The sequence below is a fragment of the Streptomyces sp. NPDC040622 genome (assembly GCF_055593965.1).
Genome location: NZ_JBVIXD010000004.1, coordinates 507,408 through 527,627 on the forward strand (window position 1 = coordinate 507,408; position 20,220 = coordinate 527,627).

Here is a 20,220-nt window from a genome sequence, read left to right on the forward strand (position 1 = left end):
CGCGGATGCAGCTACGTCACGTGCGCGGGCTCCTCTCCGCCGAGCCGAGCCTGCGCCACGCCAAGTCCACCGAGGAGCACGCGACGCGGGCCCGCCGGGTGCGGGCCCTCGTCGAGCGCCTCGCCCGCGTCGAGCGGGTCCCGCTCGACACCGCGGAAGCCGCCGTGGCGGTCCGCGACGGCCTGCACCGCGAGCGGCTCCTGCTCGCATCCCCCGTCCGCGGCACGTTCCACGGCACCCTCCTCGCACCGGCCGACGCCCCGCCGGGGCCCGCCGTGCTGGTCCTCGGCGGCAAGAACGCGCGCCTGGACCAGCTCACCGGGGACGTGCCGCCCGACCACCCCGACCGCAACGTCGCCGAGCAGCTGGCCAGGGCCGGCTTCGTGACGCTCTCCTTCGACCACGGCATCGGCGGTTCGATGGACGCCGACCGCCGGGCCGGGCGGGACGAAGGGACCCTGCTGGCCCACGCGTTCGCGCTGACCGGCCGCTCCCTGCTCGGCGCCCTCACCGGCGACGCGCTGGGCGCGCTCGACCTCCTCGCCGCCCACCCCCTAGTCGACCCCGACCGCGTCGGCCTGTTCGGCCACAGCCTGGGTGCGGCGGTCGCCCTGCACACCGCGCTGCTCACCGAGCGCAGAGGCCTCCCCCTGTGCGCGGCCAGCCATCTGGGCAGCTACCCGGCCCTGTACGAACGGCTGTTGACCGGCCACGAGGGCGCGGTGCTCCCGGGCATCCTGGAGTACGCCGATCTGCCCGACCTATACGGCACGCTCGCCCCCGCCCCGCTCCAGCTCCAGTACGGCACGGCCGACGCCTACCTGGAACCGGCCGACGCACGCGCGGCCGCGGACACCGTCCGGGACGCGTACGCGGGCGCCGGAGCCGACGCGGAGGTCCACGCACTCCCCATGGGCCACGGCACCCACGTCGGCCACGCGGCGGACTTCTTCGCCCGCACCCTGGCCGACAGGACCGTCCCGGACGCCGGGCCGTCCCGCGCGGAAACCGATGTGCCCGCCCAGCGCATCCGCTTCGAGGTCGCCGAACGGCGGGCCGTGCTCGACCGCGTCGACGCCGCGCTCTCCACCGGCATCCTCACGCAGGGCCCGCAGGTGGCCCGCTTCGAGGAGCTGGCCCGCCCCTGGACCGGCACGGACACCGCGGCGGTCGCCTCCGGCACGGCGGCCCTGGAGATCGCGCTGCGCATCATCGGCGTGGCGGGCCGCACGGTGCTCGTACCGGTCAACACGTTCTTCGCCACGGCGGCCGCCGCCGTGCGCGCCGGTGCGGCCGTGCGCTTCGTCGACATCGAGCTCGACGGCCTCGGCATGGCACCCGAGGCCCTGGGCGCCGCCCTGGACCGCCACCCCGACACCGCCGCCGTGCTGCCGGTGCACATCGGCGGCATCGTCTCGCCGGCGCTCGACCCGGTCCTCTCGCTCTGCCACGAGCGGGGCATCCCCGTGGTCGAGGACGCCGCACACGCCTTCGGCGCGACGCTCGACGGCCGCCCTGCCGGCAGCTTCGGCCGGTTCGGCGCCTTCTCCTTCTTCCCCACGAAGGTCGCGATCAGCGGCGAGGGCGGCCTGCTGTCCGCCGGCTCGGCGGACGATCTGGAACAGGTGCGGCGCTGGCGCGACCACGGCAAGAGCGCGCAGGGCTCCACCCTGCACGACCGGCCCGGCGGCAACTGGCGGCTGAGCGAACTGCACGCCGCCGTCGGCACCGTCGACCTGGAGCGCTTCACCGTCACCCTCGCCGCACGGCGTGCGCTCGCCGCCCGGTACGACGCGCTGCTCGCCGACGTGCCGGGGATCCGGCCGCACACCGTGCCCGCGGCGTCACACAGCAACATCTACAAGTACCTCGCCTACCTGGGCCCCGACGCCCCGCTGGACCGTGCGCTCCTGAAGAAGCGGCTGCGGGAGCGGCACGGCGTGTCCCTGGCCGGTGAGGTCTACGACCATCTGCTGTGCGACCACCCGCAGTTCGCGGCGCAGCGCGCGCAGGACGCCGAGGGCGGCGCTTTCGAGCGGGCCCGCTGGTTCGCGCGACACCATGTCGCGCTGCCCCTGTACCCGTCCCTGACGGAGGCCGAACAGCTACGGGTGGTCGCCGCGCTCCGCAGCGAGCTGCCGTGACGAGCGTGCTCTCGGCGTTCCGCAGGGGCGAGTGGCGGACGTCGCTGGACACCGCCCCGCTGCCCGGCAGCCGGGAGTCGGAGTACGGCCTCGCCCTGGTGCCGGAGATCGTCGCGCACGCCGACCGTCGCTGGTGGGACGGGACCGGACGCCACACCCCGTTCGCGCCCACCACGCTCGAGCCGGGCAGCCGCCGTGAACTCCTGCGCTTCGCCCTCGACCTGTTCGAACACGGCACGGTGACCGTCGGCGGCCTCGGGGCGCAGAGCGCGGGCGACTTCCGCGCGGCACTCTGGGAGACCGCGGGCGTGCCGGCCCCGCTGACCGACCGGTGGGGCGGCATGCTGCGGGCAGGCCTGCTGCGGCGCGACCCGGCGCGCCCGGACGACGCGTTGGCCTTGGTGGCGCTGCCCGGCAACACCTTCACGTGCCTTGACTCCGTCCTCGACCAGGCCGAGCGCTCGGCGGGCGTCTGGGTGCGCCCCAGCCGCCGCGAACCGCTCTCCGCCGCACGGCTCGTGGCCTCGATGCTCGCGGCGGGCTGGCCCCAGGACCGCATCGGCCTCTACCCCACCGCGCAGCACACCCTGCACGGTCTGGTGCGGCTGACCGACCGGCAGGTCGTGTACGGCGGCGCGGGGCTCGCCGCGTCGGTGCGCGACTCCGCCGCGCTCACCCTGCACGGCCCGGGGCGCGGCTGTGCCCTCGTCCCCGCGGGCATGCCGGTCGCCGACGCCGTGGAGTGGCTGGTGCCGCTGATCGCCTCGGACTCCGGGCGCTTCTGCAGCAACGTCCGCACGGTGGTGTGCACGGACGCCCCCGACGGCACGCGCCAGGATCCGGAGCCCCTGGCCACCGCGCTGGCCGCCGCCCTCGACGCGATCCACCCCCGGCCGGGCGTGCACCAGGACTGGCCGTTCGTCGCGTTCCGCGAGTTCGGCTCGGCCGACGCCCTGAAAGGAGTCATCCGCGACCGCCTGGGCCCGGGCGACCGCATCCTCACCCGTCGCCCCGCCGTCGTGCTCGGCGCCGCGGGCGAGGTGTACGCCAGACCCCAACTCGCCCTCCTCGACGGGCATGTCACCTCGCACGCCGACCCGCACCCGCTGATCGGCCACGAGGCCCCCTTCCCCTTCTCCGCCGTCCTGAGCGCGTCCCCCGACGCCGTACGGGCCATCACCGCCGAGTCCCTGTTCGTGTACCGCCCAGCGAAGTGAGGCCCGCATGACCACCGCCTTCGACGCGCTGCCCGCCACCCTGCGCGAGCGCGTCCCCGAGCTGGGCATCGACCTCGACACGTGGACGCGCCGCATGATGCGCTGGCACTTCGACCCGGAGACGGGCAGCCCCTTCTGGGTCACCCGGCGCGAGAAGCTCGGCTTCGACCCGGTCCGGGACATCGAAGGCTTCGCCGACCTCGACCGCTTCGGCCTCTTCGACAAGGCGGAGCTGCGCGCCGCGAACGCCCGCGACCTGCGACCGCGCGGCTACCGGGACCGGCCCTTCCGCGTCTTCGAGACCGGCGGCAGCACGGGTGCGCCCTGCCGCATCGTCAACGTCACGCGTCTCGCGTACGACGTGGAGATCTACCGCACCGTCCTGGAGGCGCGCGGCGTGGCCGGCGGCGACGTGCTCGCCATGACGCCGAGCGGGCCGCACGCGTACGGGCACTTCGTCGAGGGCCTCGCGGACAGCTGGCGCGGCGCCGTGCACTCCATCGACTTCGACCCGCGCTGGGTGAAGGCCGCGCTGCGCTCGGGCGGCGAGGCCCACACGTACACCGCGCACCTGATCGACCAGACCCTCGCGCTGCTGGCCGCCGAGCGCCCCTCGCTGCTCTTCACGACGTCGCGGCTGCTCGTGGAGCTCGCGATGCGGCTGCCGCGTCCGCTGCACACGTACGGCATCGACGCGGTCTGCACGGGCGGCACCTCGTGCACCGCCGCCGAGGCCGAGTTCCTGCGCGAGGAGCATCTGCCGGGCGTGCAGTGGATCGACACCTACGGCAACACCCTGGTCGGGCACGCCCTGCAGGCCGACGCGGTGGCGGGCTCGCCCGCCGTGCCCGCCGGCACCGGCCACTCCTATCATCTGCCGCCGCCCTTCGCGGTGTTGAAGGTCGTCGACCCGGTCGACCCGTGGTGCGAGGTCGCGATCGGGGAGCGGGGCCGCGTGCGGACCACGACGCTCCTCGAAGACCTCTTCCTGCCCCATCTCCTGGAGCGGGACAGCGCGGTCAGGACCGGGCCGCATCCGTGGTTCCCCTGGGACGGGGTCGCCGCCGTGCGCCCCTTCCTGGAGTCCGCGGACGCCGAGGAGGCGGTGGAAGGCGTCTACTGACCTAAGGACTCACATCGTGAACCTGTCGTCGAACGGCCTGCCGATCCCTTTCACGCCGGAGCTCTTCGGCCGTCTGCGCCCCAGCGCGGACCTGCTGACGCCGAGAGACCCCGGCGCGCTGCGGGAACGGCTGCACACGGACGGATATCTGTATCTGCCGGGCCTGCTGGACCGCGCGGACGTGCTGAGGCTGCGCGGCCGGTACTTCTCGCTGTTCCCGCCGGGCCTCCTCGCGGCCGGGAGCAGACCCGAGGACGGCGTCTTCTCCGGCCGCGTGCCCACGGACGTCCCTGAGTACGGAGTGGCCGGGCACCCCGCGTACACCTTCGTGCGCTCCGATCCCTTCGACCGCTTCGTCGGCAACCCGGTCCTCGCCGAGCTCGCCGCCCAACTCCTGGACTCCAAGGCCGAGATGCTGCCCCGGCGCATCCTGCGCCACTTCCACCGGGGCACCCGGCGTGCCTCCCGCGCCCACGTCGACCTCGACTACATGGACAAGGGCTCGCCGCGCGTCGTGACCTTGTGGATACCCGTCGGCGACTGCCCGCCGCCCACCGGTGCCCTGGTGTACCTGGAGGGCTCCCACCGGCTCTCCCCCGAGGAGTACGCCCCGCTGCGCGACGTCACCGACCGCCCCGGCGACCGGCGGCAGATCTCCCACGACCTGGCGGGGACGGCCCGCGCGCTCGGCCGCCGCTGGCTGTGCGCGGACTTCGCGGCCGGCGACGTGATGGTGCATCTGCCGCGCATCATCCACGCGTCCCTGGACACGACGACGGATGCCATGCGGCTCTCCGTCGACGCCCGTTTCGTACGTTCGGACGACACTCCGGACCCGCGCTGGCTGAAGCCCTGGTCGGCGGACGACGGCGCCTGATCCGCCGCCCCGACCGGCTCAGCCCCAGGGCCTGACCGGCCGCCCGCCCGCCGCGTCCGAGCGCTCCGCCGCGACGATCACGTCGTCGACCAGGCGGGCCTCGGACAGCGGGCACGCCGGGGCGGTGCCGGACGCGACCGCGGCCGTGAAGTCGGCGAGCAGCGGCTGGTGCGGATTGGCCGCCGGGGGCAGCAGGACCCCCGCCGGCGAACCGGCGAGGCCCAGGACGTGCCCCGAGTCGAGCGGGTCGAGCGTCACGGTGCGGCCGCCGCCGGTGAGCCGGATCCGGTCCACGGGCGGCCCTTCGCCCCACTCCACGAGGCAGTGTGCCCGCAGTCCCGACGGCCAGCGCAGGACCAGTTCGGCCTGCCGCTCGGCTCCGCGGGGGAAGCGCCCACCGAGCCTGGCCGTCATCTCGTGCGGCCGTCCGAAGAGGTGGAGGAGCAGGTCGACGCGGTGGCTGCCGGCGTCGGCGAGGACCCCGCCGCCGGACACGGCGGGGTCGGTGCGCCAGCCCATCGGGTCGTCCGGCCCCGGCGCGAAGGCGCAGCGGAACCGCACCTCCACCCGGTCGGGCGTCCACCCGGCGAGCTCCTGGCGCAGCCGGCGTACGGCGGGCGCGAGCCGCCGGTAGTAGGCGACGCCCGCGCATGGCCCCGTCGCGTCCGCGCTCCCGCCCGTGCCGAGGCCGCCGGCGAGCGGCTTCTCGACGAGGACGGGCAGTCCGGCCGCCATCACGGCACGGGCGAACGGCACATGGTGGACCACGGGGGTGGCGACGTAGACGGCGTCGGCGCCGGACGTCAGCAGTACGTCGGGGTCGTCATCGGACGTCGCGACGCCGTGCCGTTCGGCGATGCGGGCGGCACGGCGCGGGTCGCGGCCCCACAGGGCCACCGGTTCCTCGCCCAGTGCGTGCAGGGCGGGCAGCACCCGGCGCGTCACGATGTCCCCGTATCCGGCGATGCCCCATCTCACGCGGCCTCCCCCTGCCCGCTCAGGGGACGATCGCCACCTTCAGCGTCTCGGGCGGCGGCCCCTCGTAGGGAGCGTGTTCGGCGTCCGGGTACAGGGAACGGCTGGCGGAGAGCTGCTCCATGGCCTTCGGGAGCTCGTCCAGGGGGTAGGTGTGGGTGTGCAGGGCGGGCAGGCGCAGGGCGTCGGTGCGCCGGTGGGCGAGGCGTTCGGCGACGGCGAGCGCCTCGGCGCGAGCGGTGTCCAAGGGCTCCGCGGAGCTGTGCACCCGCAGGCCCTTGCGCTCCCAGGTGACCAGGTCGACGGTGACGTGCGTGTCGACGTGGTGCGTGCCGAGGAGGACGATCAGGCCGTTCTGACGTACGAGCCCGACACAGGCGTTGACGGTCGTGGGGGTGCCGACGGCGTCGACGGCGACGTCGAAGTCGGCCCCGACCGCGGTGAGTTGCTCCGCGCTGCCGTCCACGCGGCGCACCGCGTCGGCGCCCGCCTCCGCGGACCGCTCAAGGCGCCAGTCGTCGAGGTCGACGGCGACGACCTCGGCGGCGCCGCGTGCCACCGCGACCCGCAGCGCCATCTGCCCGACGGGCCCCTGGCCGACGATCGCGACGCGGTCGCCGAGCCGGATCCCTCGGGTGGCGTGCACGGCCAGCGGCAGGAGTTGCAGGAGCGCGCCCTGCTCGAAGGGCACGCTGTCCGGCAGCGCGCCCACGGATATCTCGCGGGCCAGCGCGAAGTCCGCGTAGCCCGTGGTGAGCGGGGTGCGCACGAAGACCCGCTGGCCCGGGACGACTCGGCGCACGCCCGCGCCGGTCGCCTCGACGACGCCGGCGATCTCGTGGCCGAAACACCCCTGGGAGCAGTGGTCGCGCAGCCCGTAGTAGTGGAAGTAGGCGAGATCGCTGCGATTGCAGACCGTGCACGCACGGACGCGGACGAGCACCTCCAACGGTCCCGGCTCCGGGACCGCGACGTCGGTGACCAGCCTGATGTCGCGCCTGCCGACGAGTTCGTACCTGCGCATGACCCTCTCCCCACAGCGGATGCGACCAGCGGAAGTCTCAAGGATTCCCCAACTCTCGCCCAGTGAGGGTGGTTTCACCCGGCTCGACCGGTTCCGACTCCTTGACAGCCCTGTTTGGTACGAGCCAATATCCACTATCCGATTGGCCTGGACCAATATGCAACAGCCTCGATTCACCCACAGTGCATCACACGCCCCACGCACCCGCATCAGCCACGTACCCGCAACTTCGGAGGTCGCGCCATGGCATCGAGCAGTGACCCGACTCTGGAGCACCTCGCCAACTCCGTGCTGCAGCCCGGGTTCGAGGGCACCACGGCCCCTGACTGGCTGCGCCGCAGGATCGGCGAGGGTCTGGGCTCCGTCGTGCTGTTCGCACGGAACATCGAGACGCCCGAGCAGGTCGCCCTGCTCACCTCCGACCTGCGCGCGGAGAACCCCGACCTGATCGTCGCCATCGACGAGGAGGCGGGCGACGTGACCCGCCTGGAGGCCTGGACCGGCTCGTCCCGCCCCGGAAATCTCGCCCTCGGCGCCGTCGACGACATCGACCTGACCGAGCGGGTGGCCCACGACATCGGCCGGGACCTGCACGCGGCGGGCGTCTCCCTCAACTTCGCGCCCAGCGCCGACGTGAACTCCAACCCCCTCAACCCGGTCATCGGCGTGCGCTCCTTCGGCTCCCGCACCGATGTCGTCTCGCGGCACACGGCCGCCTGGGTCCGTGGCCTGCAGGAGGCGGGCGTCGCCGCCTGCGCCAAGCACTTCCCCGGCCACGGCGACACGGTCGTCGACTCGCACTACGGCCTGCCCCAGGTGCAGGGCTCCGCGGAGGAGATCGCGCTCACCGCGCTGCCGCCGTTCATCGCCGCGATGGAGGCGGGCGTCCGCGCGGTGATGACCGCGCACCTGCTCGCCCCCGCCTACGACCCGGACCTGCCGGCGACCCTCAGCCACCGCATCCTGGTGGAACTGCTGCGCGGGGACCTGAACTTCGACGGGCTGCTCGTCACCGACGGCATCGAGATGGGCGCGGTCACCGACCGGTACGGCATCGACGGGGCGACCGTGAAGGCGGTGGCCGGTGGTGTGGACGCGGTGTGCGTGGGCGGCGAGAGCGCCGACGAGGCGACGTTCGACCTGCTCTCCACGGCGCTGGTGAAGGCGGTCCTCGAAGGTACGCTGCCCGAGGCCCGGCTCGTCGAGGCGAGCACCCGGGTACGGGAGTTCGCGACCTGGTCCGGGGAGCGGTCGCGGGCCGTGGCGCGCGCCGCGGAGCCCTCCGACATCGGTCTGGTCGCGGCCCGCCGCGCGGTCCGGGTGCACCACCGCTCCGGCACGGCGAACGCCGCGATCCCGCTCGCCGGGGTCCCGCACGTCGTGGAGCTCTCCCCCACGATGAACCTCGCCGTCGACGGCCACACCCCGTGGGGCGTCGCCTCGCCCCTGCGCGACCTGCGCCCCGGCACGACGTCCGTGCGCCTGACGGAGACCGACCTCGCCCACACCGACGACCTGCTGGGCAGCGAGGCGCTGACCCCGGCCACGGGCCGCGCGCTGGTGGTCGTGGTCCGTGACGCGGCACGCCACCGCTGGATGACCGAGACGCTCAACCGCATCCTGCGCTGCCGCCCCGACGCCCTGGTCGTCGAGATGGGCGTCCCTACGGGCGACACGCTCGGCGCCGCCCACCTGGTCACCCACGGCGCGACCCGGGTGTCCGGGATCGCGGCGGCGGAACTCCTCGCGGGCGCGGGGCGCTGAGCGCCCGGCCACCGGTCTCCGGGACCGCCGCCGTCGCGGCCGGGGTCCCGGAGACCGCCCGTCTCACCCCTTCAGCGGGCCCTCGCAGCTGAAGTCCGCGCTGCCCGCGCGGCCGTCGGACCAGATGTCCACCTCGCCGAACGAGCAGTTCATGTCGGCCAGGTTGTTGTCACCTGCCGCGGACCGGTCGAGCAGGAAGTAGTCCACCGTCTCAGACATGTCCTCGAAGACGGTGTCGGGGTCGTCGGCCGCGGCGAGGTTGGCGGTGATCCGGCCCGTGCAGGCGTACCGCGGGCGCTCCGGTGCCCCGTTCGAACGGCACTCCGGCGTGACGCCCGTCGTCGCCGCGAAGGAGGCCCTGACCTGGTCGGCCGAGGAGTCGGCAAGGTCCGCCACCGGCACGTACGTCGTGTCCGGCACGAAGAGGTCGTCGACCTGGGCGATCTGCTTGTCGAGGAAGGCGTCGTACCGGCTCTGGAGGCCGCCGTCCTTGCCGAGCCGGTCGCGCCAGCCGTCGAAGCCCGCCGGGTCGTCGGCCCGCAGGTAGCCGTACATCTCCTGGAGCAGCGCCGGACGTTCGGTCCACAGGAACTCGAAGAACGTGCCGGCGTAGTCGTAGAAGCGGAAGCCGTCCCCGTCGTACGTGGCGTGCAGGAGCTGGTCCACGCTCATCCGCGGCCCGCCGTTCGCCGTGTCCGCGATGATCCCCTGGACCAGCGACTTGCGGACCTTGATGCCGTCGTCGCGGGTGGCGCCGTCGAAGAACTCGGCGGTCCCCTCGTCCATCGCAGTGGTGCGGTCACCCTCGTACCACGGACCCTCGCCGAAGAAGCCGGGCACCGCCCAGCGGCCGTTGAGGTAGTGGGTGTACTCGTGGCGGAAGAGCTCTTCCAGCGTCAGCGTGGAGTCCTGCGGGACACGGCGCTGGTAGGTGTAGAAGGTCGCGCCGCGCTCGATGTAGACGCCGCCGTTGTTCGTGTCCATCCCGGTGAGCAGGGGATGGTAGTTCTCGTAGTCGGCGCGCGAGGCGTAGAGGACCGTCGTCAGGCCGGTGTTGGGGTCGCCTGCGAGCGGCTCCTCGGTGCCGACGACCCGGTGGAAGTGCGACTTGACCTGCTTGCTCGCGTAATAGAGCTGGTCGACGGTGTTCCGGCCGAGCGCCGTGCGGACCTTCATGCCGCCCTTGTCGTACGTGTAGGTCTGCGGGAAGAGGCGGCGCTCGATGTCCGCCTTGCACACCTTGTACGGCGCGCAGGCGTCGAACTCGTTGAGCCAGGTGGCGACCTTCGCCCACGGCGCGCTGCCTTCGCCGAAGTTGCGGACGGTGACGTCGACGAGCCCGCCGAGGCCGGAGACGATCTCCGCGGTGAGCCCGTCGATCTGGCCGAACCTGCCGTACTCGCTCAGCGCGTCCCGCACCACCCAGTCGTTGCCGGTCCCCTTGAGGTGGGTGTATCCGCCGAAGGCCTTGAAGGCGGCGCGGTAGGAGGCATCGGCCTTCACCGCACGGTGGAAGGCGGCGTCCTGGTTGCCTGGGTACACGCCGAGGTAGCTGAGGGAGAGCGCGGCGAGCGCGGAACCGGCCCAGTTCGCGTCCTTCGCCGTGGCGGGATGTGCGGCGTCCATGGTGGCCAGGACCCGCTTGATCACCGGGAGTTGGTGCTGGCGCAGCCCCGGCGCGCTCCCCGCGTACAGCGCCTCGCGCAGCGACTCGGCGTTGGTGCGGGTGACGTCGAAGGTGCGGGGTGCCGTGCCGAAGGCGTCGACGGCACGACGCATCGCGTCGACGGTCGGGCCGTCGGTGACGTCGATCTCGTCGTGCGAGAAGTCCTGGTAGGCGACGGCGTGGAGATACGTGAACATCTCCAGGAGGTTGCTGCCGTTCTTGCCGTCGTGCGCGGCGGCGAGCCGGGTGATGCGGCCGGAGACGGCCTGGACGTGGGCGTCCGACATGACGGGGGCGAGGCGGCCGTCCCAGGTCCAGATGAGCGTGCGCAGACAGCCGTCCGCGGTGACGGCCGGGTCGGCGAGGAAGTCGGCGAACCGCTCGGGCGGGAGGCCGGTGACACCGTCGAGGGTGCAGGGCACGGCACCGGCCTTCGCCGCACCCTGCCCCTTCCGCGCCTCCCGCTCCTTCGGCTCCTTCTTCGGCTCCTTCGGCTCCTTCGGCTCCTTCGGCTCCTCCGGCTTCGGTGTGCGGGCGCCCGGCACGCGGCCGTCCTTGAGCCCGCCGGGCGCGGGGATCTCGTAGGCGCTCGGCTTGGGCGCCCTCGCCCTGCGGTCGACCACGTCCAGCGGGTCGGGCCGGGCCGGCGCGGAGGCCGCGGCGGTGCGCGTCCTGTCCTGCGTGAGGGCGGGCTCGGCCGCGTGCCCGTACTGGGCGGCCGAGAGGCAGAGGGTCGCCGCTGTCGCGGCGGCGAGCACGGATCTGCGCAGGGTTGGTAGCCGTAACTGGGACACCGAGGGCTCCTGTGTGGGGTGGGGAGGCGCTGGATCGATCAACTGACGTGCGCGCAGAGCCACTTGAGAGGCTGTCGCCGCGTCATGTGATGCGTAACGTAGTAATGTGAAATTGCACTGACAACCCCTCAGGGCACAGGAACCGCCCCGGAATCCCCGGCCTCAGGGGCGAGGCAATGCCTCCGCCCCCGGTTCGCGCAGTGTGCGCAGCAGGAGCCAGCCGAGGGCGGGCAGCGCGATCAGCGGCGCGAGCGCCGTCCGCAGGGAGGCCGCGTCGGCGACGGCTCCGATCAGCGGGCTCGCGAGGCCGCCGATGCTCACGGTCAGCCCCAGCGTGACGCCGCTCGCGGTGCCCATGCGCCGGGGCAGGTAGTCCTGGCCGAGGGTGATGTGCAGGGAGAACGGCACGTACAGGCCGGCCGAGGCCAGCACGACGAAGACGTACAGCGGCGGCCCGGGGACGAGGACGACCCCCGCCACCGCGAGGATCGTCGCGGCGTACGACCACCGGACGACCGGGAGCCTGCCGTGCCGCGCGGCGAGCCGTCCGCCCGCGACCGTGCCGACCGCACCGCCGAGGTAGAGCACGAACAGCGCGGCGGTACCGGCGACTTCGCCGCCGCCGGTGCGCTCGCGCACGTACAGCGCGATGAACGTGCTCAGTCCCGTGAAGACGATCGAGCGGCACACGATGGCGCCGGACAGCCTGAGGAAGGACGGCCAGTCGTCCTCGGCGACCGGCCCCGGGACTCCGCCCCGGGGCGCGGCCGCCTCCCCGGCCCGCACACCCCGCATCGCGGCCACACACAGCACGGCCCCCGCGAGCGCGGGGACGACCAGGAGCGGAGAGGCGCGCAGGCCGCCCGTGGCGACGACGGCGGCGACCAGCAGGGGCGCGGTCGCGAACCCGACGTTGCCGCCGAGCGAGAACCAGCTCATGGCGGTGTGGCTGCCCCGGCTCGCCTGCCGGGCCACGCGCGCGGCCTCCGGATGGTAGGCGGCGACGCCGATGCCGGACACGGCGACGACGAGCAGCGTCAGCACGTAGTTCTCACCGATCCCGGCGAGCGCGACGCCCGCGCCGCCCACCAGCGTGCTCACCGGCAGCAGCCACGGCATGGCCCACTTGTCGGTGAGCGCGCCGAACAGCGGCTGCACCACCGACGACAGCAACGAGGCGGCGAGCACGATGCCGGACGCGGCGGCGTAGCTGTAGGCGCGCTCGGAGACGAAGAACGGGACGAGGGCCGCGACCGACCCCTGGTAGACGTCCACGCAGGCGTGACCGAGCGCGAGGAGGGTGATGGGGCGGCGGGTGCGGGCGGCGTGACCGGCCCCGGCCGCCTCCGTTCGGGGGACGCTCCGTCGCGGGGACGGGTCGCCACCGACGGAGGAAGGCCGGCTCGCGGCTCGGGGAGTCTGGTTAGTCGACACCACCTCATCGTGGCCATGCCCCACCCTGGCGCGCTTCCGATAAAATGCCACCTCGTGTCGAAGACCCGCCACTCCGCCCGCCACGCCGGCCGCCACGCCATCCGCCACACCCCCGAGGCCCCCACCACCGTCCGGGACCTGGCGCCCGGGGAGCACATCGACCCGCACCGCCACGACGACCACCAGATCATCTACGCGGTCTCCGGCGTCGTGGCCGTCACCACCGACGCGGGCACCTGGTTCGCGCCGGGCAACCGGGCCATCTGGGTTCCCGCGGGCTGCGTCCACGAGCACCGCGCCCACAGCAGGACCGCCCTGCACCTGCTCGGCCTGCCCACCGGCACGAACCCGCTCGGCCTCGACTCCCCCACCGTCCTCACCGTCGGCCCCCTGCTGCGCGAACTGATCCTCGCCTGCACCCGGACCCCGCACGACGACTCACCGGAGTACCGGCGTCTGCGCGCCGTGCTCCTCGACCAGCTGCGCGCCTCCCCGCAGCAGCCCGTCCAGCTGCCCACCCCGTCGGACTCCCGCCTCGCGGCCGTCTGCGAGCTGCTGCACGGCGATCCGTCCGACCCGCGCGGCCTCGCCGAACTGGCGGCCGAGGCGGGCGCGGGCGAACGCACCCTCAGCCGCCTGTTCCGCCACGAGCTGGGCATGACGTTCCCCCAGTGGCGCACCCAACTGCGCCTCTACCACGCGCTGCGCATGCTGGCCGACGGCCTGCCGGTCACCACGGTCGCGCACCGCTGCGGCTGGGCGTCCGCCAGCGCCTTCATCGACGTGTTCCGCCGGGCCTACGGATACACCCCCGGTACGCATCGCCGCCGGGACTGACGCGGCCCCGGCTCTCCCGGCATCCGGCCCGTGGCCCGTGGCCGGTGACTCGCAGCCCGTGGCCGGTGACCCTTCACGATCGGGGCGCATGAGTGATCAACTCCCCGGTGAGCACGCCCCCTTGGCAGCGTCAGTGCCATGTGAAATATTACTGCCGTGCTCACGAGAAACCCGTCCGGACGGCCGGACCTCTCGGACCTCTCGAACCTCGCAGACCCCACCAGCTCCTCGGACCTCGTCGTCGTGGGGGCGGGAGTGGTCGGCGCCGCCTGCGCCTACTACGCGGCCCGTGCCGGCCTTCACGTCACCGTCGTCGACCGCGGCCCCGTCGCGGGCGGCACCACGGGAGCAGGCGAGGGCAACCTCCTGGTCTCCGACAAGGAACCGGGCCCCGAACTCGAACTCGCCATGCTCTCCGCCCGGTTGTGGAAGGAGATGGCGGCCGAACTCCCCTCACGCATCGAGTACGAGAAGAAGGGCGGCCTCGTCGTCGCCTCGACCGAGCCCGGTCTCGCGGCGCTGCGGGACTTCGCCGCGGCACAGACACGGGTGGGCGTCGAGGCGACCGAGGTACCGCCCGATCGCCTCACCGACCACGAACCGCACCTCGCCCCCGATCTCGCGGGCGGCTTCCACTACCCGCAGGACGCCCAGGTGCAGCCCGCCCTCGCCGCCGCGCATCTACTGCGAGCCGCCGCCGGCACCGGGCGCCTGACACTGCGGCTCGGCGAGGAGGTGACCGCCGTCCTCACCGGCAGGAACGGCGGGGTGCGCGGCGTACGGACGCGCCGCGCGGAGATACGGACACCCCACGTGCTCAATGCCGCGGGGACATGGGGCGGCCAACTCGCGGGCCTGGCGGGCGTGGAGCTGCCGGTGCTCCCCCGGCGCGGTTTCGTCCTGGTCACCGAACCGCTGCCCCGCGTGGTGCGCCACAAGGTGTACGCGGCGGAGTACGTCGCCGACGTCGCGAGCGGCTCGGCGGCGCTGCAGACCTCGGCCGTGGTGGAAGGCACCCCGGCGGGCCCGGTCCTGATCGGCGCGAGCCGCGAGCGGGTGGGCTTCGACCGCACGCTGTCGGTGGAGGTCCTGCGACGCCTCGCGGCCCGGGCCGTCGACCTGTTCCCCGTCCTCGCCACGGTCCGGGCGATCCGCACGTACGCCGGGTTCCGCCCCTATCTCCCGGACCACCTCCCCGCGATCGGCCCCGACCCGCGCGTGCCGGGCCTGCTGCACGCCTGCGGCCACGAGGGCGCGGGCATCGGCCTCGCCCCGGCGACCGGTGCGCTGATCACGGCAATCCTGACGGGCAGTGACATGCCCCTGGACGCCCGCCCGTTCGCCCCGGAACGCTTCGCATCCGAGAGCGTCGCCCCATGAGGCCGCACCGAACGCCCTCACCCCGCAGGCCCACCGCCCGCGAGTCACTTCCCACGCCCCACGAGAGGAGCCGCCCGTATGGCACGTGAGGACCGGACCCCCGCCGAGCTCGTGGGGGTCACCCCCGGGGCCGCCTTCGCGATCACCTTCGACGGGCGCAGGCTCGACGCGCTGCCGGGCCAGTCCATCGCCGCCGCGCTCTGGTCCGCGGGAATCCTGGCCTGGCGGACCACCCGGGTCGGCGGGCGGCCGCGCGGCGCGTTCTGCGGCATCGGCCAGTGCCACGACTGCCTCGCGACCGTCAACGGCCGGCCCAACCGGCGGGCCTGCCTGGTCCCCGCCCGCCCCGGCGACGTGGTCACCACCCAGGAAGGACACGGTCATGCCGGGCTCGACGTCTGAAGCGACCAGGGCACCCGAAACCCCGCGGATGTACGACGTCGTGGTGCTCGGCGCCGGACCCGCGGGCCTGGCCGGTGCGGTGACGGCCGCCGAACACGGCCTGTCCGTCGCCCTGTTGGACTCGGCAGGACAACCGGGAGGCCAGTTCTACCGACACCCCGCCCCGGCCACCGGCGCCACCCGCCCCGAGGCCCTGCACCACGACTGGCCCGTCTTCGCCGACTTGCGCGCACGCCTGGAGGCGAGCGGCACGACCTGTCTCTTCGAACACCACGTCTGGACCCTCGCGCGCGAGGCCGGAGACCACTGGACCGTCCATGCCCTCGCCGGGGAGGACGGGGACGGCAGGGGCACCGGGGGCGGCGGGGACGCCGAGGGGAGCTCCTGTGCACAGCGCCCCGTGGCCGTACGGGCCCGCGCCGTCCTCCTCGCCACCGGCTCCTTCGAGCGCCATCTCCCCTTTCCCGGCTGGACCTTGCCCGGCGTCGTCGGCGCGGGCGGCGCCCAGGCCATGCTCAAGTCCGGACTCGCGCTCCCCGGCAGGCGCGTCGTCGTCGCGGGCAGCGGACCGCTCCTGCTCGCGGTGGCCGCCTCGCTCACCGCGGCCGGGGCGCGGGTGCCCGAACTCGTCGAGGCGGGCGGGTACCTCGGATACGCCCGCCGTCCTGGCGTACTCGCCGCCCAGCCCCGGAAGTTGGCGGAGGCCACGCTCCACGGCTCGGTCCTCCTGCGCCACAAGGTGCGTCCGCGCACCCGGCACGCGGTGACGGAGGCGCACGGCACGGACCGGGTGGAGGCCGTGACGGTCTCGCGCCTGGACCGCGACTGGCGTCCGATGCCGGGCACGGGCCGCCGCGTCGCCTGCGACGCACTCGCCGTCGGCCACGGCCTGGTCCCGCAGATCGACCTGGCGACCTCCCTGGGCTGCGCCACCCGGTACACCGCCGACGGCACGCACGCGCTGGCGCTGAGCCCGCTGCAGGAGACGTCCGTGCGCGGCCTGTGGGCGGCGGGCGAGACGACGGGAATCGGCGGCGCACCCCTGGCCCTGGGCGAGGGCGAGTGGGCGGCGCTGGCCGTCGTGGCCCGGCTGACGGGACGGCGCCCCGCGCCGACCTCACGCCTGCGCCGCCTGCGCCGCCGCCTCGACCGCATGCGCGCCTTCGCGGAGGTGATGGCCGCCGCGCACGCGCCGGGTCCCGGCTGGACGGGCTGGCTTTCCGACGACACGGACGTGTGCCGCTGCGAGGAGGTCACCGCGGGCCGCGTCCGTGAGGCGGTGGCGGACTACGGCGCGCACGACGCACGTACCGTCAAACTCCTCACCCGGGCGGGCATGGGCTGGTGCCAGGGCCGCATGTGCGGATCGGCGGTCGCCTGCCTCACCCCGCCCCCTCCTCCCTCCTCCGCCTCCTCTCCCTCTTCCGCTTCCTCCGGCGAGGCGCCCGCCCACCACCGCCCGGCCCCTGCTCCCCCTCCCCCGGACCGGCGCCCCCTGGCCGCACCCGTACCGCTCGGCGTGCTCGCCGCCCTCCCGGAAGCACCTCTCCCGCAGGCGCCCCTCCCGAAGACGCCTCCCGCAGAGACCTCCCACCCGGAGACCTCCACTGCCGAGGCCACCTCTCCGCCCCACCCGACAGAAGGGCAGCCGTCATGACCGCCACCACCGCCTGGACCACCGACCGCCCCTGGCGCGGCATCATGGTCGCCACCGCGCTCCCCCTGCGCGAGGACCTCTCCATCGACTACGAGGCCTACGCCGAACACGTCCGCCACCTCATCACCAACGGCTGCGACGGCGTCGTGCCCAACGGCTCCCTCGGCGAGTACCAGACCCTCACCGACGACGAGCGCGCCCGTGTCGTACGCACCGCCGTCGAGGCCGCCGGCGACGGGAGCCGCGTGATGCCCGGCGTCTCGGCCTACGGCAGCACCGAGTCCCGCCGCTGGGCCGAGCAGGCGGCGGAGGCGGGCTGCGGCTCCGTGCTCCTCCTGCCGCCGAACAGCTATCGGGCCGACGAGCAGGCCGTACGCGCGCATTACGCCGAGGTCGCCCGGGCCGGCCTGCCCGTGGTGGCGTACAACAACCCCCTCGACACCAAGGTCGACCTGACCCCGGACCTGCTGGCCGGGCTGTACGGCGACAGCACCGTCGTGGCCGTGAAGGAGTTCAGCGGGGACGTCCGCAGGGCGTACGAGATCGCGGAACTCGCCCCCGACCTCGACCTGTTGATCGGCGCGGACGACGTGCTGCTTGAACTCGCCCTCGCCGGCGCGGTCGGCTGGATCGCCGGATACCCGAACGCCTTCCCCGCCACCTGCGCGGAGCTCTACGCCGCCGCCTGCGCCCGGGACCTGGACACCGCGCTGCCTCTCTACCGTTCCCTGCACCCGCTCCTGCGTCAGGACTCCAAGACCGAGTTCGTGCAGGCCATCAAGGCGTCGATGGACATCGTGGGCCGCCGCGGCGGCCCGACCCGCCCGCCGCGCACCCCGCTGTCCGGCCCCACGGAGACGCTGGTGCGGTCGGCCACCGAGAAGGCGGTGGCGGCGGGCCACCACTGAGCCCCGGCCCCATCGCCACCCACAGCCCCGCGCACCCCGCGGGAATCCACAGCGGACCGGCACCGACGCCCACCCGGAAACGGACGGGACCGGACCGGAAGGGAAGAGCCCCATGCGCACCCGTCACGTCTTCCACGCCGTCGACTCGCACACCGAAGGCATGCCCACGCGCGTGATCACCGGTGGTGTGGGGGTGATCCCCGGCGCCACGATGGCCGAGCGCAGGCTCCATTTCATGGAGCACCTGGACCATCTGCGCACCCTCCTGATGTACGAGCCGCGCGGCCACTCCGCGATGAGCGGCGCGATCCTCCAGCCCCCGACCCGTCCCGACGCCGACTACGGAGTCCTCTACGTGGAGGTGTCCGGGCTCCTGCCCATGTGCGGCCACGGCACCATCGGCGTGGCCACCGTCCTGGTCGAGACGGGGATGGTCCAGGTCAGCGAGCCGGTCACGACGGTCCGCCTGGACACACCGGCGGGCCTGGTCTCCGTGGACGTACAGGTGACCGAGGGCGCCGCCACCTCGGCCACGCTCACCAACGTCCCCGCGTTCAGCGTCGCCCTGGACCGCAAGATCGAGGTGCCGGGACACGGCACGGTGACGTACGACCTGGCCTACGGCGGGAACTTCTACGCGTTCGTGCACCTGGACGCGCTGGGACTGCCCTTCGACCGGGCGCGCAAGGACGACCTGCTCGCGGCGGGGCTCGCCGTCATGGAGGCGGTCAACGCGTCGCCGGACCGGCCGACGCACCCCGCGCAGCCCGAGATCGGCGGGGTCAAGCACGTCTATCTGGCGGCGCCGGGGTCGGACGCCCACCGCTCCCGGCACGCCATGGCGATCCACCCGGGCTGGTTCGACCGCTCGCCGTGCGGAACGGGCACCTCCGCGCGGATGGCACAGTTGCACGCCCGCGGCGAGCTCCCGCTGGACCGCGACTTCGTCAACGAGTCCTTCATCGGTACGGAGTTCACCGGCCGCCTGGTGGCGGAGACCGAGGTGGCGGGCGTTCCCGCGGTCGTTCCCCGGATCACGGGACGAGCCTGGATCACGGGCACGGCCCAGTACTTCCTGGACCCGGACGACCCTTTCCCCGCGGGCTTCCTGCTCTGAACTCATCGCCAGGCCCCCACGACTCCCCCGGACCCCCAACTGGCAACGTGACATTGTACTTTGGTGATCCGCGCGGGCGCGGGACCACCGGAGGGGACACCATGGGGCACCTGAAGCAGAAGAACCTCATCACCACCAGGGAGCGGCTGCGCGACCAGGTCGGCCACGCCCTGCGGGCCGCCCTGATCTCCGGCGAACTGCGCCCCGGCGAGATCTACTCCGCGCCCGGCCTCGCCGAGGACTTCGGCATCTCGGCGACGCCGGTGCGCGAGGCGATGCTCGACCTGGCCCGGGAGGGCCTGGTGGAGCCCGTGCGCAACAAGGGCTTCCGGGTCACCGAGGTCAACGAGCGCGACCTCGACCAGTACACGGAGATCCGCGGCCTGATCGAGGTCCCCATGATCGGGCGGATCACCCGCACCGCCGCCCGCGAGGACCTGGAGGTGCTGCGCCCGATCGCCGAGGAGATCGTGCGCGCCGCCCGTGACCACGACCTCATCGCCTACCTGGAGGCCGACCGCCGCTTCCACCTCTCGCTCCTCGCCCTCTCGGGCAACGACCGGCTGGTCGAGACGGTCGGCGACCTGCGCAAGCGTTCCCGCCTCTACGGCCTCACGGCCCTGGACGAGCGCGACCAGCTGACTCCGTCGGCCGAGGAACACATCGAACTCCTCGACCTGATGCTGGCGGGCGACGCCAAGGGCGCACAGGAGTGCATGGCGCGACACCTGGGCCACGTCCGGTCCCTGTGGGCGGAGAGCGACGCGACGACACCGGTGCCGGCCCGCCGCTAGCCACGCCCCCTCGGTGGCGACCGGGCACCCAGGGGGGAACGGGGAGGGGAAACAAAAAAAAAAGAACACAAAGCACCGGGGGTCCCTTTGGTTTCCGAGGGGGGGAT

At 73.7% G+C, this 20,220-nt stretch carries 16 protein-coding genes; 12 read left to right on the plus strand and 4 right to left on the minus strand.

Annotation, left to right across the window (positions count from 1 at the left end):
• Positions 1 to 5: 5 nt before the first annotated feature.
• The 4 genes from ACZ592_RS13925 to ACZ592_RS13940 are packed head-to-tail and all read left to right on the plus strand — an operon-like array spanning position 6 to position 5,361.
• Positions 6 to 2,144, plus strand: coding sequence for a DegT/DnrJ/EryC1/StrS family aminotransferase (locus ACZ592_RS13925; RefSeq protein WP_471581747.1), 2,139 nt, complete (start codon positions 6 to 8; stop codon positions 2,142 to 2,144).
• A complete protein-coding gene (locus tag ACZ592_RS13930) occupies positions 2,141 to 3,361 on the plus strand; it encodes a hypothetical protein (protein ID WP_471581748.1) in 1,221 nt (406 codons plus the stop codon). Before ACZ592_RS13925 ends, ACZ592_RS13930 begins: the two co-directional genes overlap by 4 nt.
• A 7-nt stretch (positions 3,362 to 3,368) precedes the next feature.
• A complete protein-coding gene (locus tag ACZ592_RS13935; protein ID WP_471581749.1) occupies positions 3,369 to 4,484 on the plus strand; it encodes an acyl-CoA synthetase family protein in 1,116 nt (371 codons plus the stop codon).
• Between the two features lie 16 nt (positions 4,485 to 4,500).
• Entirely contained in the window at positions 4,501 to 5,361 is an 861-nt protein-coding gene (locus tag ACZ592_RS13940; protein WP_471581750.1) for a phytanoyl-CoA dioxygenase family protein, read from the plus strand.
• An 18-nt stretch (positions 5,362 to 5,379) separates the two neighbouring features.
• On the opposite strand, the gene ACZ592_RS13945 is transcribed toward ACZ592_RS13940, so the two are convergent.
• Both ACZ592_RS13945 and ACZ592_RS13950 read right to left on the minus strand, forming a co-directional pair.
• Positions 5,380 to 6,339, minus strand: coding sequence for a Gfo/Idh/MocA family protein (locus ACZ592_RS13945; protein WP_471581751.1), 960 nt, complete (start codon positions 6,337 to 6,339; stop codon positions 5,380 to 5,382).
• A 19-nt stretch (positions 6,340 to 6,358) separates the two neighbouring features.
• Positions 6,359 to 7,360 carry a zinc-dependent alcohol dehydrogenase gene (locus ACZ592_RS13950; RefSeq protein ID WP_471581752.1) on the minus strand — a complete coding sequence of 334 codons (1,002 nt, stop codon included), beginning with the start codon at positions 7,358 to 7,360 and terminating at the stop codon, positions 6,359 to 6,361.
• 243 nt (positions 7,361 to 7,603) lie between these two features.
• On the opposite strand from ACZ592_RS13950, the gene ACZ592_RS13955 reads away from it, so the two are divergent.
• Positions 7,604 to 9,124 (plus strand): glycoside hydrolase family 3 protein, encoded by a 1,521-nt coding sequence (locus ACZ592_RS13955; RefSeq protein WP_471581753.1) that lies wholly within the window; start codon positions 7,604 to 7,606, stop codon positions 9,122 to 9,124.
• Positions 9,125 to 9,187: 63 nt separating this feature from the next.
• Here ACZ592_RS13955 and ACZ592_RS13960 read toward each other — a convergent pair whose 3' ends face one another.
• Positions 9,188 to 11,584, minus strand: a complete 2,397-nt coding sequence (locus ACZ592_RS13960) for a collagenase (protein ID WP_471581754.1) — start codon at positions 11,582 to 11,584, stop codon at positions 9,188 to 9,190.
• Between the two features lie 162 nt (positions 11,585 to 11,746).
• Positions 11,747 to 12,889 carry an MFS transporter gene (locus tag ACZ592_RS13965; protein WP_471581932.1) on the minus strand — a complete coding sequence of 381 codons (1,143 nt, stop codon included), beginning with the start codon at positions 12,887 to 12,889 and terminating at the stop codon, positions 11,747 to 11,749.
• Between the two features lie 144 nt (positions 12,890 to 13,033).
• On the opposite strand from ACZ592_RS13965, the gene ACZ592_RS13970 reads away from it, so the two are divergent.
• From ACZ592_RS13970 to ACZ592_RS14000, 7 genes are all read left to right on the plus strand, one after another.
• A complete protein-coding gene (locus tag ACZ592_RS13970) occupies positions 13,034 to 13,855 on the plus strand; it encodes an AraC family transcriptional regulator (RefSeq protein ID WP_471581755.1) in 822 nt (273 codons plus the stop codon).
• Positions 13,856 to 14,011: 156 nt separating this feature from the next.
• On the plus strand, positions 14,012 to 15,235 hold the full coding sequence (locus tag ACZ592_RS13975; protein ID WP_471581756.1) for an NAD(P)/FAD-dependent oxidoreductase: 1,224 nt from the start codon (positions 14,012 to 14,014) through the stop codon (positions 15,233 to 15,235).
• A 78-nt stretch (positions 15,236 to 15,313) separates the two neighbouring features.
• Positions 15,314 to 15,637 (plus strand): (2Fe-2S)-binding protein, encoded by a 324-nt coding sequence (locus ACZ592_RS13980; protein ID WP_471581757.1) that lies wholly within the window; start codon positions 15,314 to 15,316, stop codon positions 15,635 to 15,637.
• On the plus strand, positions 15,618 to 17,294 hold the full coding sequence (locus ACZ592_RS13985) for an FAD/NAD(P)-dependent oxidoreductase (RefSeq protein WP_471581758.1): 1,677 nt from the start codon (positions 15,618 to 15,620) through the stop codon (positions 17,292 to 17,294). Before ACZ592_RS13980 ends, ACZ592_RS13985 begins: the two co-directional genes overlap by 20 nt.
• Entirely contained in the window at positions 17,291 to 18,202 is a 912-nt protein-coding gene (locus tag ACZ592_RS13990; RefSeq protein WP_471581759.1) for a dihydrodipicolinate synthase family protein, read from the plus strand. The genes ACZ592_RS13985 and ACZ592_RS13990 overlap by 4 nt, the downstream gene beginning before the upstream one ends.
• A gap of 112 nt (positions 18,203 to 18,314) precedes the next feature.
• Positions 18,315 to 19,319: a proline racemase family protein gene (locus ACZ592_RS13995; protein WP_471581760.1), complete on the plus strand. Its 1,005-nt coding sequence runs from the start codon at positions 18,315 to 18,317 to the stop codon at positions 19,317 to 19,319.
• 101 nt (positions 19,320 to 19,420) lie between these two features.
• Complete coding sequence (locus tag ACZ592_RS14000) at positions 19,421 to 20,113, plus strand: GntR family transcriptional regulator (protein ID WP_471581761.1); 693 nt, start codon at positions 19,421 to 19,423, stop codon at positions 20,111 to 20,113.
• Positions 20,114 to 20,220: the final 107 nt, after the last annotated feature.